We start from the raw sequence: 14,514 nt of genomic DNA on the forward strand, positions 1-14,514 counted from the left end.
AGATGCCAAAAATATCAGAAAGAGGCGTAGCGATGCCAGCATCGCCGATTAGGAAGCTAACTCCGTTTGCTGATAAAGCGAAGGAAGATGGCAAAAAAATATACCACCTGAATATCGGTCAGCCCGACATTGAGACGCCTGAGACTATGCTTAACGCACTTAAAAACATCGATTTTAAAGTATGGGCTTATACTCCATCAGAAGGGACTGCCTCGTACAGAAATAAATTAACGGAATATTACAATAAATTAAATTACAATATTGACCCGGAGAATATCCTTGTAACCAATGGGGGCTCAGAAGCAATCACCATTGCGATGCAGGCCTGCATGAATCCTGGTGATGAAATAATCATCCCCGAACCGTTCTACGCCAATTACAACGGCTTTGCTTGCAGCGCCGACGTGGTGGTCAAACCAATCATTTCGAGTATCGAAACGGGCTTTGCGCTGCCGGCAATCAGCGAATTTGAAAAACTCATCACCTCAAAGACAAAAGCAATCGCAATTTGTAACCCAAATAACCCTACAGGTTACCTTTATTCAAAACAAGAATTAACGGCGCTTAAAGATTTATGTCTTAAACATGACCTATACCTTCTCTCCGACGAGGCGTACCGTGAGTTTTGCTATGACGGCCGAGAATTTATTTCTCCGATGCACCTCCCCGGACTCGAGCAAAATGTCATTGTCCTTGATACCGTGTCAAAACGCTACTCGGCATGCGGTGCTCGAATAGGGTGCTTGATCACCAAAAACAAAGAGCTATACGGTACGGCACTAAAATTTGCACAGGCGCGATTAAGCCCTTCGCTAGAAGGACAAATTGCAGGCGAGGCGGCAGTCGATACGCCAGACAGCTATTTTCAGGCCGTATCAAAAGAATACACTGCACGCCGCGACATGCTCGTTAATGGTTTAAATGCGATCCCTGGTATATACTGCCCAAACCCTGGTGGAGCCTTTTACGTTGTTGCTCAACTTCCCATAGATAATGCAGATAAATTTTGCCAATGGATGTTGGAAGATTTTTCTTTTCAAAACCAGACGGTCATGATGGCGCCTGCCACCGGATTTTACAGCACGCCAGGCGCAGGCACAAACGAAGTACGACTCGCTTATGTACTGAATCAACAAGATTTAAAAAGTGCACTGATCTGCTTAGAAAAAGCGCTAACGATATACCCTGGAAATACCGGTCAGTAAGCAATACGCGCTAATTCTTTGATTCACTTCTCGAAAGCGGAACGGATTAACGGCTGAAGATCGAATAATGCTTCAACACGTTTTATTCGTAACGAATAGATGGAATTAAGCCCCTCCGTGCAGGGGCTTTTTCGCGTACATGACACATTCAAAAAACAATTTCTACATTCAATCGTTATAAATAGTGTACTAAAACGATAGAACGACTATGGATAAACTTAAGAAATTTGATTTGATGGCGAAGATTGCCAGAGAACTCGAAGATGTCAGAAATAGCCAGCAGGCAGTTTTAGAGAAAATTGGTAAAATCGAAGTTGACAACATCGAACTTGGTGATGCAACCATCGAAAAGACGATACCTGATATCTACCAAAGGACAGCAGACAATGCAGACGCGATCAGGCTAATATTAGAATCATTTCAAGAAAAAACCGACGATTTCGGCAACAAAAACAAGGTTGATCAACTCCGTGAACAGCAAGATATAAACAACCTGAAATAGGCTAATTTATCCGAAAGCGTTCAAAATGTAACCAGCGAATTCGCATGAAATGGAGAGATTTCAAATTCGCTTTATAATACAAAGAGTAGGACATTATGTCCTACTCTTTGTATTATATTTTTCAACTTGATTCTTACGATTACTACTATTTAGCTTCCTCTTTTACCGCTTCCTCTTTCACAGTCGACTCTGATTTTCTCTTCGGTAATGTTCTTGGTCTTTTTTTGCCATAAGACCCCTTTATTATTTTACCTTTTCGAGTTTTTTTATCGCCTTTGCCCATAGTTTTTTATTTTAGTGAATTTTTGTTTTAGTGAAAAAGCAATTTAAGAAAAATGCGCCAGTATATCAAGTCGCAGACCGTTTAATAACTAACCTCGACTATTGTAATTCGGAGCTTCTTTGGTAACCGAGATATTATGCGGATGTGACTCGCGTAACCCCGCTCCCGTAATACGTACAAACTGCGCCTGTTTCAAACGATCAATTGTAGGTGCTCCACAGTAACCCATCGAAGCGCGTAAACCACCGATATATTGATACACCACCTCTGCCAAAGTTCCTTTATAAGGAACACGCCCGACAATACCCTCGGGTACTAATTTTTTAATATCATCTTCTACATCTTGGAAGTAACGGTCTTTCGAACCTTGTTCCATCGCTTCCAATGACCCCATTCCACGGTATGACTTAAACTTCCTTCCCTCATAAATTATCGTTTCGCCAGGCGCCTCCTCGACGCCAGCGAATAAAGAACCTGCCATAATCGTATCGGCACCAGCAGCAATCGCTTTGGCGATATCCCCAGTTTGCTTAATCCCGCCGTCCGCGATCACAGGAACACCGGTATCTTTGAGCGCTTTAGCAACCTCGTACACTGCGTATAGTTGCGGCACCCCTACTCCCGCTATGATACGAGTTGTACATATTGATCCGGGCCCAATACCAACTTTAACTGCATCTGCCCCAGCTTCAGCTAATGCTTTTGCGGCGGCACCCGTCGCGATATTACCGACAATGACCTGTAAATTAGGAAATGCTAATTTAACCTCTTTTAGTTTCTCGATTACACCCTTGGAGTGCCCATGTGCAGTATCAATAGTCACCACATCAACTCCCGCATTTACTAATGCGGTGATGCGTTCTAACGTATCTGCTGTAACTCCAACCGCGCCACCCACCAGCAAACGACCATGACTATCTTTAGCGGCGTTTGGATAATGCTTATACTTTTGTATGTCTTTGAAGGTAATTAATCCCTTTAGAAAACCATCCTTATCGACGACAGGTAATTTCTCAATCTTTTCATTTTGCAATAATTCCTCTGCCTGAATGAGATCCGTTCCTTCGGGAGCAACAACTAAATTGTCTTTTGTCATCAAATCCTGAATTGGTCTTTTCATGTCTTTCTGAAAACGGAGATCACGATTAGTAACGATCCCCACAAGCTTACCTGTTTCGTCGATAATCGGGATACCACCAATTTTATGATCTTTCATAATTTTGAATGCATCACCTACGGTAGCCTCAACTTGTAGGGTAACCGGATCTTGAATCATTCCACTTTCCGAACGCTTTACCTTACGTATTTCGGCGGCCTGTTGTGCAATAGTCATGTTTTTGTGCAACATGCCAATCCCCCCAGCTTGCGCGATCGCAATAGCTAAATCAGCACCGGTAACCGTATCCATCGCGGCCGAGACCAATGGGATATTTAACTTAATCTTTTTTGTAAGATAGGTACTTGTATCCACGTCACGAGGTAAACTTTCGGAATAAGCAGGTATTAATAAAACATCGTCGTAGGTAAGACCTTCAGCTACGAATTTTTGTGGATCTAGTTCCATATGGCAAATATCTTTGGAGTTTCTATTTGCCAGGCAAAACTACGCTATTTTTAGAATTAATCAAAAAAAATAAATGCTTTTATATCCAAATGACATTGTGATGAAAAATAGGGTTTTAAAACTTTGGCAACATATTTGCTCGTATTAGCCTATCGAGCTCTTTATCGAAAATCGATAAAGCAAAACTATTATTATATTTAGACATGAAAAAAGTATTCTTATCTCTCTTAGCTGCGTCTTTTATCGCTGTTGGTATTCAAGAAGCTAAAGCGCAAACTCCGTATAATACAGCAATCGGTTTAGGTGTTGATTTAGGAGACGGTGAAACACTTGTTGGTCCGCAAATTAAACACTCTTTTGGAGGTGCTAACGCGGGAAACGCCCAAGTATTATTTGGGGATAACATCATAACTATTGGCGCGGACTATTCGTACAACCAACAATTCCAGGGCACTAACGGCCTAGGTTGGTATGTGGGGGTCGGACCTCAAATTAGCTTCGTTGATTACGGTCCAAGAGACGAAACATTTTTTGCAATCCGCCCGGCTGCAGGTATCGAATATAAAATTCCATCTGCACCTTTAGCGTTCCACTTCGACTGGAAACCTTGGTGGAACTTATCCCATGAAACGGATTTTGAGCCTTCACGTTTTTCGCTCGGCTTCAAATTTACGCTTAACTAAGCAACGATAAAAAACACATGTTTAGGTCTATACGGTATCCGTATGGACCTTTTTTTTATAGCTATAAACGGAAAATTTCTATTCCGTTTATTCACGTGTATATAATTTCAAATAACTTCTGTTTCTACAAAATTTTTATAACTTTGCGAATCTTGGCTACGTATTATAAAGCTAAATTGGACGTAAGATTATATAACTATAACGAATAAATTCACGAATAACAGAAAATGCAGAGTAAAGGGCTGATTAAATTTATGGTGATAGCGGTATCAATAGCATGCCTCTACTCATTATCATTCACGTTTGTTTCACGAAAGGTAGAACGAGATGCTGCCGCATATGCGAAGGGCGATATGGCTCTTGAAAAAGCGTATTTGGATTCAATGGCAGGTGAAGAAGTTTACAATTTGGGAATAGCGAAGTTCACCTATCGTGAAGCGAAATCATACGAGCTCGCTTTAGGTCTTGACCTAAAAGGTGGGATGAACGTAACCATGGAGATTTCATTGGATGAACTTGTGCGCAACCTTGCGAGCAACCCAAAAGATGAAAAATTCAATGCTGCATTGGATGCCGCTGTTAAAAAAGCCAGAACGACTAATACCGGTCTGGTCGATCTTTTCGTGAATGAATACCAAGCCTCCGGTGCGACAGCATCCCTGGCTTCATTCTTTGCCACGCAAGATAATGCATCGTTAATTAACAATTCAAGCTCAGACAATGATGTCAAAAGCTTCCTCAATAGAGAAGCAGATAATGCTATTCAAAACTCGTACAAAGTAATACGCACACGTATTGACAAATTCGGTGTCGCCTCGCCTAACATTCAGATTCAACAAGGTACAAATCGTATCTTAGTAGAGCTTCCTGGTGTTAACGATGAGGAGCGCGTTCGTAAACTACTACAAGGGTCGGCGAAACTAGAATTCTATCAAACGCACGATAACTTCCAAATATATCCCCTGTTAGAAAATATAAATGGCATTCTAGCGTCGACAACAAAACCTGAAGCGAATAAAACTGATGCAGTAGCAAAAGTTGACTCGGTCGCTAAAGATTCGACAGCAAGTGACGATAATTTACTCGCTAATCTTGGCGCAGGAACCAAAGATTCAACAGACTCAAGTGCGATTGATTCGGAGCTTGCAGCTAGTAATCCATTATTCGCGATCTTGAACCCATCAACAGGTATGGGGGAAAATGGCCAGCCTTCCCTAGCGCCAGGCCCAATGGTAGGTATATCTTTATTAAAAGACACAGCAAAGGTTAATAGCTTCTTAAACCGTCCTGACGTTAAGGCTACAATTCCAAGCAACCTGCAATTATTATGGGCGGTTAAACCCGAACAAAACACGCCAAACTATATTTCATTATATGCAATTAAAACAGCGGGAACCGAAGGTGGTGCTATATTAACTGGCGATGTTATCACGAATGCTCGTGACGATTTTGACCAACAGAACAATCCTGTTGTTTCCATGGAAATGAATACCGAGGGCTCCCGTCAATGGCGAAAAATTACGGCGGATGCTGCTCAAAATAGAGAAGCTATCGCAATTGTACTAGATGGCGTTGTGTATTCCGCACCTTCTGTTAACGAAGAAATACCTAACGGAAATTCTCAAATTTCAGGAAACTTTACAATCGAAGACACGAAAGATTTAGCAAACGTGCTAAAAGCTGGTCGTCTTCCGACGACTGCAAAAATCGTCGAAGAAGCGATCGTAGGTCCATCCTTAGGTCAGGCCGCTATTGATGCCGGTGTTAACTCTGCCGTTATCGGTTTTGTAGTGGTGATGATTTTTATGATTACTTATTACAACCGTGCAGGTGTCACGGCAAATATCGCTGTACTTTTCAACGTATTCTTCTTAATGGGTATTTTAGCCTCGATGGGGGCTGTACTGACTCTGCCAGGCATCGCCGGTATTGTGCTCACCATGGGTACGGCCGTGGATGCGAACGTACTAATTTACGAACGTATACGGGAAGAAATGCGCGAAGGTAAGAGTATTCGTCAGGCTATCGCAGACGGTTACAAACACGCGATGCCTTCAATTTTAGATTCACAGATTACGACATTTCTTGTCGGTCTAGTATTATTTTTCTTCGGTAGTGGTCCAATTTTGGGATTTGCTACAACGTTAATGATCGGTATTATTACCTCATTATTTACGTCTATATTCATATCTCGTTTGATTTTCGAATTCATGTTAAGCAAAGACATGAAAATCACTGTTGCTTTCCCGTGGTCGGCCAATACGTTACTAAACGCGAACTTCCAGTTTATCAAAAAACGTAAAGTATTTTACATTTTATCAGGTATCTTAGTGGTCATTTTTTTTGCATCCATCTTGACGAAAGGATTCACCCTCGGTGTTGACTTCAAAGGAGGACGTACGTACACTGTTCGTTACGAACAACCCGTGAATGTGGAAGAGGTTCGTCAATACTTAGACGAAGCATTTAACTCAACAACAGAGGTGAAAACATTCGGTAGTGAAAACCAAATCCGAGTTACTTCTACCTACCGTGTGGAAGACACGGACGATGCTGCAGACAAAGAAGTATTGGCAAAATTAAACGAGGGTCTTTCGAAAATCAGTGGAAACAACCACGAGATACTTTCTTCACAAAAAGTGGGTCCGAGTATTGCCTCAGATATTAAAAATAGAGCCATTTGGTCAGCTGCGTTCGCGCTTATTATCATCGCTATCTATATATTAGTAAGATTCCGCAAATGGCAATACTCTGCGGGTGCTGCAATTGCTACGGTTCATGATGCAATCATTCTATTGGGTGTATTCTCCCTGCTAGATGGTATCGTACCTTTCTCGCTAGACATCGACCAGCATTTCGTCGCCGCGATCCTAACGGTGCTTGGTTACTCGGTAAATGATACAGTAGTTGTATTCGACAGAATTCGTGAGAATCTATCGGGACCTCGTAATAAAAAAGTTGGATTCGGAGAAGTGGTAAACCACTCGATCAATACGACGCTGAGTCGTACGATCATCACTTCTCTAACGATTATATTCGTACTGGTTGTGTTATTCGTCTTTGGTGGGGAGGTGATCCGCGGATTCTCCTTCGCTATCTTAATGGGTATCATTGTAGCAACCTATTCGTCGATTTTCTTAGCTGCACCAGCAGTGTACGACCTAGGTAAAAAAGGAAATTTCGACGAGGAAAAAGCGATAAAACCTAAAGTAGTGATGCCGTAAGTTTTCACACAGTAAAAATAAAGAAGGGTCTCTACCGAATGGTAGAGACCCTTCTTCATTTTTAAATCATTTCACATAATTTAGCTAGGCCATTGTCGGTTTTTTTCCTAGTTTTGGATATAAAGAAATATGCTAATGATAAAATATTTTTACAGCGGACTTACACTAGCTTTAATTACAGGCTTAACAGCCTGTCAGTCAGAAGCCACAAATAACAATGCCGTACAACAAGTTCAACAAGAGACTCCTGCAGCACACCCGCAAGCGCAAGCTTCCCAGCCTCAAACCGCACCATTAATCAAAGATGCGGCAACTTCGCTCCCTGCTTTTAAGTTCTATAAAGTAAAATCGGGCATCGAGTTTACAAATGCCGATATAGAGTCAGGAAAAAACACGGCTTTTGTCCTGTTTGATCCAAACTGTGGCCATTGTCAACACGAAGCAGGTCTTCTGGCCAAGAATTACGATAAAATAAAAGACATCAATATATATTTTGTATCGATGAATGAACCCGCACTGATGGCCTCGTTTCTTGAAACATTTGGTAAGGAACTCGTCGACAAGCCAAACATAGAAGTTTTGTACGATCGTAATCAAGAATTTATTCAGAAGATTCATGTTCCAGAACAGTTCCCAGCAAACTATATCTATGGTGCGGACGGATCTCTAAAAAATCACTGGGAAGGTGAAAAAGAGATTGGTTTTATTTTGTCAGAGCTTACAAAATAATGAACATAGCAATCAATGGCTTTGGTCGAATAGGCCGTAATACTTTGCGTAATATTTACCGTCGTGGACTCGAGCGAGAGCTTACTGTCGTTGCAATCAACGACGTGACCGACACGGCGACCCTCGCCCATTTGCTAAAATACGATTCAGTCCACGGGCCTTTTGAGCATGAAGTTACCTATCACGATAATCAGTTGATTATTCAAGGGAAGACTATTGATGTCTTTCGAGCAAGCGATCCCATTATGTTACCTTGGAAAGATTTAGATATTGACGTGGTGGTGGAAGCTACGGGGCATTTCACAAGCGCAGAGAAAGCTTCACGTCATCTTCAGGCAGGTGCTCGGCAAACCATAATTTCTGCGCCATCGCCGGATAAAGAAGTACCAACGGTCGTCTTAGGAATTAACGACAATACGTTCGATTGGAACCAACCACTTTTTTCTAATGCGTCTTGTACGACAAATAACGTTGCGTCATTGGTTAAAATTCTTGATGAAAACTGGGGAATTCGCGACGGGTACATCACAACCGTCCACTCCATGACCGGTGATCAAAATCTGCACGATGCACCGCACCGCGACTTGCGTCGCGCACGCGCAGCTTCGTCCTCTATCATCCCAACAACAACTGGAGCAGCAAAAGCAATAACAAATGTTTTCCCTCATCTCGAAGGAAAACTCGGTGGCGCAGGCATACGTGTCCCCGTATTAAACGGGTCACTTACAGACTTCACTTGTATTCTGGAAAAAGAAACTAGCGTTGAGAAGATTAACCAAAAATTTAAAGAGGCGGCTAGTGGCTCGTTAAAGGACATTCTCCAATACACCGAAGATCCAATTGTCTCAGTTGACATTATCAATAGCCCCTATTCTTGCGTATTTGATGCGCAGCTCACATCGATTGTAGGGGGGCTTGTCAAAGTCGTAGGGTGGTATGATAATGAATTTGGTTACTCCAACCGAATGGTTGATTTACTCGTCAAAATTTCCAGAACGAACACACGATGATCCGCTTCATTTCCTCCGTGCAAACGCTTCCCCTTCGGAGTTTAGTATTACGCGACTCCCTACCACTTCAGGAATGTATCTTTGACCAAGACGACGATTTGACAACATTTCATTTAGGCTTTTTTACAGTGCGTCAGGAGCTGGCCTGTGTACTGAGTTGTCAGAAGGAAAACCATGGTAAACTCCCCCATGACGCCTATCGTCTTCGGGGAATGGCGACTCATCCGCAGTATCATCGCCGCGGATATGCCAGAGAGTTGCTACGGGCAGCGGAGGACCACATCAAAACACAGCTGAATATTGATTATTTGTGGTTTAACGCCCGCGAGATTGCTTTTGCTTTTTATCTTTCGCAAGGTTTCGAATTCATGTCTGACATGTTCGAAATTCCGGAAATTGGCCCGCACAGAGAAATGTTTAAATTACTTTAAATGCATTTAGCGTCCCCCCTTAATACTCCCCTTCCACCCCCATCCCAAAGAGGGCAAAATCGTACTTTACAGGATCCATCGGATCGAACGTTTTTAAGGCATCTGTCAATTCATTGGCCATATTCCAGCTGACTTTGTCGATGGCAATCAAGCCAAATTTACGAGCTACACGCTCTACATGTACATCACAAGGACAGATTAAGTCCTGCGCATAGATACGATCCCACAATCCGAAATCCACACCATTGTCATCTTTGCGTACCATCCATCGCAAATACATATTTAATCGCTTGCAGCTCGACTTGCTTTGCGGTGAACTGACATGCTTCCTTGTACGCACCGGGAAATCTGGAAGAGAGAAGAAATATTTTTTAAATTCAATTAGACTACGCTCCATCGAAAAACCAGCAGTTAACAGATCCTTATCCCGCAAAAAAGCATCTTCGAGCGACTCGAAATGTGCATAATGAAAGTGTAGAAACGAAACGAAATACAGCAAATCCGTATCGTTAAACGTGCGGTGCTTAAATCCTAACAATCGCTTCAGATCACTATCCTGGTGGTTACGAATAAATTCTGCAGGCTGCCCATCAAACCGCTCAATCAACTCTTTACACTTGTTGATGATCGTCTTTCGTTGGCCCCACGCTAGAATAGAAGCAAAGAAACCCATTATCTCAATGTCCTTTGGGTTCGTAAACAGATGCGGAATACTGATGGGGTCATTCTCAATGAATGATGGTTTGTTAAATGCTTCTACTTTTTTTTATAAAAAGATTAGTTTGACCTAAATAGGTTCATTAAGAGTAGATTACAAGAATGGAAAATGCTATCGGTAACGATTTAGTAATGGTGCTTACTGCACTTGCTTTCACTTGATTACCTTGTAAATCATTAATGCAAATGTAATAAATTAATGGGTAAAGTACATTACTGCTTTACCCATTTTTTCATCTAAGTTCTATGAAAAAATCCCCCCATAGGGTGTAATCTGTGATATTGGTTTCAAGATTATTTCCAAATTTTGGCTTATATACAATAATTGTAACTCCGAAACAAATAGTGCTAACTTTTAAAATGATTACGCTATGGAAATCGTATTGAGTAAAATATTATCGCAAATTAGGTATCAGGAAGATAAACTTTCATCTCAAATGTTGCCAACATCGGAAGAAGCATATCAAATGACCTTATTCCTTAATGAAATGTTGTGTTCCATAAAAACCCAAGTCGTACAGACTGGATTTACAGATGAACAGCAAGAGATAGAATTTTTCAAAAATATCAAACCGCAAGTTTTAGGTAAACTCATATACTATAACAAAGTATTCCGTATTGAAACAACTTGTCCGGTGAGTAATGGGGAAATACACCAAAGCTATTATGAGAACCTATTAAAATCGCTGAAATCAGAATATAAAGAGAGTATATGCAATGAAGATTTTTACAGGTACTATCGTACAGGAAGGACTGACCGAGATCATTCTTTTTTCAGGCTCGGGCAAATCAATTACCACGATGGCTTAAAGAGTGGCGTATTTGAAATCGACCTTAGTTTTTCAACATACTATGATAACAAGATAGCTCATATTATAGCGAACGAATTACTTTATACTTATATGATTGCTAAAATAAATCCTGAAGAAAATCCAGATTTGATTTTAATAAATGGAGATGCAAATAAAGATATTTCGTGGACAAATACTCAAAATGCCCTTATCGAACTTATATATGCTTTATATGCTTCAAATTCCATTGCTTATGGAAAAATAGGTATTAGAAAATTAGCTTTGATTTTCCAGGTGTTATTCCGAACGCCCTTAAACGATATACATCATTCTTTCCATAGAATGAAAACAAGAGCAGGTTCTCGAACGGCATTTTTAGATCAGCTCAAAATATCCCTTGAAGAGTATATGGACAAAGACCTTTAGTTGTTTCATTACAGTTTTTAAGAGCAGAACATTTTTTGTACTGCTCTTTTATTTGCCCATAAATGCCAATTGGCAAATGTCAGTAAAACTCCATTAAGAAATATCTTAAATGCTCCAAAACCCTTATTAAACAAGGGTTTCTCATAATTGTAAAAATTTTCAAAAAACCGCCTAACCAATTGGCGAGGGTTGGCGGACAAACACTGCCACCTTTGAGAATTTTGCATTGTAAACATTAAGGAGCAATGCGATGAAAATAATCACAATCGAAGAAGAAGCGTGGCAACAGCTCAACAGCCGTATTAATGCCATTGCTGATTACCTGAAAAGATTAGACAACACAAGCTATGATGACTTGTGGCTTAACAATCACGAGGTATGCCAATACCTGCACATCAGTGAAAAAACTCTATGGCGTATGCGGACCAAAGGCGAGATAGCATACTCGAAAATCTACGGTCAATATTTCTACACTATTGGAGCCATTAAGGATATGCTCAATGCCAATGCTATACAAAGCAGTGATGAATTTGTACAGGAATTAATGGCAAAAGGCAAAAGCTATATGGAAAAAGGCAGAAGACTAAAATCCGACAAACCCTAAAAAGTGTGGCTATGAATATTGATAGAATGGAATTTATAGCGTGGATGGAACGCTTAATGGGTCGCCTTGATATGCTGGGCGATAATATAGATGAACTGCAAAGGAAACGCAACAGCATAGACGGCGAAGAATTATTGGATAATCAAGACTTATTGCAAATGCTGAAAATCAGCAACCGCTCCCTGCAACGGTATCGCTCCATTGGCAAGCTACCCTATTATACGATAAGCGGAAAACTGTATTACAAGTTGTCCGATGTGCATCAGTTCATAAGAGAGAGCTTTAACCCTCCTCCTAAGAAATGAAAGCCAATGAACGCCAAATACTGCCTTTGAGTGCCACATCGGGCGAGGCAGTGAACGCTTATTTTACTTTCGGCGATGAACTTTAAATTTTTCAGATTATGACCGAAGAAACAACAAACAAACAGGAAATGCCCGAACAACTATCGGACATATTATTGGTGCTGGATAAAGATAAAATGAAAATCCAAGCAGTAAAGAGCATTGACAAAAACGGGAAAATGGAAACTGTTGACCCCACAAAAAAGAACCAAAATCAGTTTATGCGTGTGGACAAGCACGGCGATTTCTTTTCAAATTTCTTCTCCAACTTTATCAGCCAACTGAAAAACCCGACCAACTTTTCATTTTTCAAAGTACCCGAACCTATCGCCGTAGAAAAGGCAAAGGAAATGCAGAAACAAGTTGACAAGCCTACACCGGAGGGCGAAAAAGTGATGAAAGAACACGAAATAAAAACCGACACACAAGAGAATAATAAACAAGAAAATAAAAATGATATGGCAACAGCACAAACAACACCGGAAACAAGCGAATACCGCTATAAGCCGGAGCAGATTGATTGGGACACAATGAAAAATCTCGGATTGAGCAAGGAATACCTCGAAAAAAGAAACCTGCTCGACCCTTTGTTACGAGGTTTTAAAACCAACGAACTTGTACCAGTAGGCATTAACCTTGGAGGTTCTATCCTCCGCACAGATGCCCGTCTGTCTTTACAGCAGGGCGAAGGCGGAAATGTTATCGTGGCAATACACGGTATCAAAAAAGAACCTAATCTGCACTTTGAGTTCTTCGGACATAAGTTTACGGATGAAGACAAGAAAAACCTGCTCGAAACAGGCAATATGGGGCGTGTGGTTAATCTAATCAATTCTAAAACAGGAGAACTGATGCCATCCATTATCAGTGTGGACCGGCTGACCAATGAGCTTATTGCACTAAAGACAGATTTCATAAAAATTCCTGACGAAATTAAGGGCGTAAAGCTGAATGAAAAGCAAAAGCAAACCTTAATGGAGGGTAAGCCGCTTCAGTTAGACGGAATGATTTCTAAAAAGGGAACTGAATTTTCGGCAACCGTACAGTTCAATGCAGACAAGCGCTATGTTGAATTTATGTTTGACAGAAGCAACTCTAATCAGCAAGCACAAAGCAGGGGGCAGAATAACCAACAAAGTCAGCCGCAGGAAGCTCCAAGAACATTCAGAGGTAAGGAACTGACAGATGAGCAACATAAGGATTTTAAAGCCGGACAAACCGTCTATATTGACGGATTGAGGGATAAAAAAGGGCAGCCATATCAGGGTTACATCACTTTCAATAGAGAAACCGGAAAAACCAATTTTGAATTTCCTAATAAATATAAGGAAAGGGTTAAACCCACCGAAGCTCATAAAACGCAAACTGCCGTCAATTCGGAGGGCAAGACCAACGAAGCGACCAAAAACATCAAAGAGCCTTTGAAGTCGGAGCAACAAAGACCGAAAAACAAACAGCAGCAGGAACAACAGGAAAAGCTCAAAGCTCCTGCAAAGTCCAAAGGCAGAAAAATGTAGTAAAGTATGAAAACAATCATTGCAGAAAAACCAAGCGTAGCAAGGGAAATAGCCGGACTTGTGGGAGCATCCGAGAAAAAGGACGGCTACCTGACAGGCAACGGCTATTTTGTTACGTGGGCATTCGGACACCTTATCGGGTTGGGAATGCCAGAAGATTATGGAATATCAGGATTTGATAAATCAACCTTGCCAATACTGCCCAATCCCTTTTTGCTGACCGTTCGGAAAATTAAAAAAGACAAAGGTTATACAGCCGATACAGGTGCATTAAAGCAGCTGAAAGTTATTGAACAGCTTTTTAACCGTAGCAACAGTATTATAGTGGCTACCGATGCAGGACGTGAAGGCGAACTCATTTTCAGGTACATTTATGAATACCTGAAATGCAACAAGCCCTTTGAACGCCTTTGGATAAGCTCACTAACAGAAAAAGCCATTAAACAAGGTTTTGATAATCTTAAAGACGGGACAGCATTTGACG

Annotated in this window: 15 protein-coding genes; 12 read left to right on the top strand and 3 right to left on the bottom strand. The window is 41.1% G+C overall.

The window, feature by feature from the left end; all coding sequences use genetic code 11:
• The first annotated feature begins 2 nt into the window (after positions 1-2).
• Positions 3-1,205 (top strand): pyridoxal phosphate-dependent aminotransferase, encoded by a 1,203-nt coding sequence (locus FM107_RS12480; RefSeq protein ID WP_086948838.1) that lies wholly within the window; start codon positions 3-5, stop codon positions 1,203-1,205.
• A 208-nt stretch (positions 1,206-1,413) separates the two neighbouring features.
• Complete coding sequence (locus FM107_RS12485; RefSeq protein WP_086948839.1) at positions 1,414-1,707, top strand: hypothetical protein; 294 nt, start codon at positions 1,414-1,416, stop codon at positions 1,705-1,707.
• A gap of 145 nt (positions 1,708-1,852) precedes the next feature.
• On the opposite strand, the gene FM107_RS12490 is transcribed toward FM107_RS12485, so the two are convergent.
• Complete coding sequence (locus FM107_RS12490; protein WP_086948840.1) at positions 1,853-1,990, bottom strand: 30S ribosomal protein THX; 138 nt, start codon at positions 1,988-1,990, stop codon at positions 1,853-1,855.
• A gap of 88 nt (positions 1,991-2,078) precedes the next feature.
• A complete protein-coding gene (guaB, locus tag FM107_RS12495) occupies positions 2,079-3,554 on the bottom strand; it encodes an IMP dehydrogenase (protein WP_086948841.1) in 1,476 nt (491 codons plus the stop codon).
• Positions 3,555-3,757: 203 nt separating this feature from the next.
• Between guaB and FM107_RS12500 the strand changes: the two genes are divergently transcribed.
• From FM107_RS12500 to FM107_RS12520, 5 genes are all read left to right on the top strand, one after another.
• On the top strand, positions 3,758-4,237 hold the full coding sequence (locus FM107_RS12500; RefSeq protein WP_086948842.1) for a hypothetical protein: 480 nt from the start codon (positions 3,758-3,760) through the stop codon (positions 4,235-4,237).
• Positions 4,238-4,464: 227 nt separating this feature from the next.
• Positions 4,465-7,461 carry a protein translocase subunit SecDF gene (secDF, locus tag FM107_RS12505; protein WP_086948843.1) on the top strand — a complete coding sequence of 999 codons (2,997 nt, stop codon included), beginning with the start codon at positions 4,465-4,467 and terminating at the stop codon, positions 7,459-7,461.
• Positions 7,462-7,596: 135 nt separating this feature from the next.
• Positions 7,597-8,190, top strand: a complete 594-nt coding sequence (locus FM107_RS12510) for a peroxiredoxin (protein WP_256959510.1) — start codon at positions 7,597-7,599, stop codon at positions 8,188-8,190.
• Positions 8,190-9,200, top strand: a complete 1,011-nt coding sequence (gene gap / locus FM107_RS12515; RefSeq protein WP_179204476.1) for a type I glyceraldehyde-3-phosphate dehydrogenase — start codon at positions 8,190-8,192, stop codon at positions 9,198-9,200. The genes FM107_RS12510 and gap overlap by 1 nt, the downstream gene beginning before the upstream one ends.
• Positions 9,197-9,631: a GNAT family N-acetyltransferase gene (locus FM107_RS12520; protein ID WP_086948846.1), complete on the top strand. Its 435-nt coding sequence runs from the start codon at positions 9,197-9,199 to the stop codon at positions 9,629-9,631. The genes gap and FM107_RS12520 overlap by 4 nt, the downstream gene beginning before the upstream one ends.
• A gap of 19 nt (positions 9,632-9,650) precedes the next feature.
• Here the strand turns inward: FM107_RS12520 and FM107_RS12525 are convergent, their stop codons facing one another.
• Positions 9,651-10,364 (bottom strand): TIGR02757 family protein, encoded by a 714-nt coding sequence (locus FM107_RS12525; protein ID WP_218778976.1) that lies wholly within the window; start codon positions 10,362-10,364, stop codon positions 9,651-9,653.
• Positions 10,365-10,719: 355 nt separating this feature from the next.
• On the opposite strand from FM107_RS12525, the gene FM107_RS12530 reads away from it, so the two are divergent.
• The 5 genes from FM107_RS12530 to FM107_RS12555 form a co-directional block, all read left to right on the top strand.
• Positions 10,720-11,565, top strand: coding sequence for an RteC domain-containing protein (locus FM107_RS12530; protein ID WP_034727108.1), 846 nt, complete (start codon positions 10,720-10,722; stop codon positions 11,563-11,565).
• Between the two features lie 250 nt (positions 11,566-11,815).
• On the top strand, positions 11,816-12,169 hold the full coding sequence (locus tag FM107_RS12540; protein WP_034727114.1) for a helix-turn-helix domain-containing protein: 354 nt from the start codon (positions 11,816-11,818) through the stop codon (positions 12,167-12,169).
• An 11-nt stretch (positions 12,170-12,180) separates the two neighbouring features.
• Complete coding sequence (locus FM107_RS12545; RefSeq protein ID WP_034727116.1) at positions 12,181-12,474, top strand: helix-turn-helix domain-containing protein; 294 nt, start codon at positions 12,181-12,183, stop codon at positions 12,472-12,474.
• A 98-nt stretch (positions 12,475-12,572) separates the two neighbouring features.
• A complete protein-coding gene (locus FM107_RS12550) occupies positions 12,573-14,030 on the top strand; it encodes a DUF3945 domain-containing protein (RefSeq protein WP_034727118.1) in 1,458 nt (485 codons plus the stop codon).
• Positions 14,031-14,036: 6 nt separating this feature from the next.
• On the top strand, positions 14,037-14,514 hold a 478-nt coding region (locus FM107_RS12555), incomplete at its 3' end, for a toprim domain-containing protein (RefSeq protein WP_256959511.1).

It is taken from the genome of Sphingobacterium sp. JB170, from assembly GCF_900163865.1.
In the GTDB taxonomy this organism is placed as follows: domain Bacteria; phylum Bacteroidota; class Bacteroidia; order Sphingobacteriales; family Sphingobacteriaceae; genus Sphingobacterium.

Coding starts and splice junctions, on each gene's coding strand:
- FM107_RS12480 (WP_086948838.1), top strand. CDS start 3: ATGCCAAAAATATCAGAAAGAGGCGTAGCGATGCCAGCATCGCCGATT.
- FM107_RS12485 (WP_086948839.1), top strand. CDS start 1,414: ATGGATAAACTTAAGAAATTTGATTTGATGGCGAAGATTGCCAGAGAA.
- FM107_RS12490 (WP_086948840.1), bottom strand. CDS start 1,990: ATGGGCAAAGGCGATAAAAAAACTCGAAAAGGTAAAATAATAAAGGGG.
- guaB (WP_086948841.1), bottom strand. CDS start 3,554: ATGGAACTAGATCCACAAAAATTCGTAGCTGAAGGTCTTACCTACGAC.
- FM107_RS12500 (WP_086948842.1), top strand. CDS start 3,758: ATGAAAAAAGTATTCTTATCTCTCTTAGCTGCGTCTTTTATCGCTGTT.
- secDF (WP_086948843.1), top strand. CDS start 4,465: ATGCAGAGTAAAGGGCTGATTAAATTTATGGTGATAGCGGTATCAATA.
- FM107_RS12510 (WP_256959510.1), top strand. CDS start 7,597: ATGATAAAATATTTTTACAGCGGACTTACACTAGCTTTAATTACAGGC.
- gap (WP_179204476.1), top strand. CDS start 8,190: ATGAACATAGCAATCAATGGCTTTGGTCGAATAGGCCGTAATACTTTG.
- FM107_RS12520 (WP_086948846.1), top strand. CDS start 9,197: ATGATCCGCTTCATTTCCTCCGTGCAAACGCTTCCCCTTCGGAGTTTA.
- FM107_RS12530 (WP_034727108.1), top strand. CDS start 10,720: ATGGAAATCGTATTGAGTAAAATATTATCGCAAATTAGGTATCAGGAA.
- FM107_RS12540 (WP_034727114.1), top strand. CDS start 11,816: ATGAAAATAATCACAATCGAAGAAGAAGCGTGGCAACAGCTCAACAGC.
- FM107_RS12545 (WP_034727116.1), top strand. CDS start 12,181: ATGAATATTGATAGAATGGAATTTATAGCGTGGATGGAACGCTTAATG.
- FM107_RS12550 (WP_034727118.1), top strand. CDS start 12,573: ATGACCGAAGAAACAACAAACAAACAGGAAATGCCCGAACAACTATCG.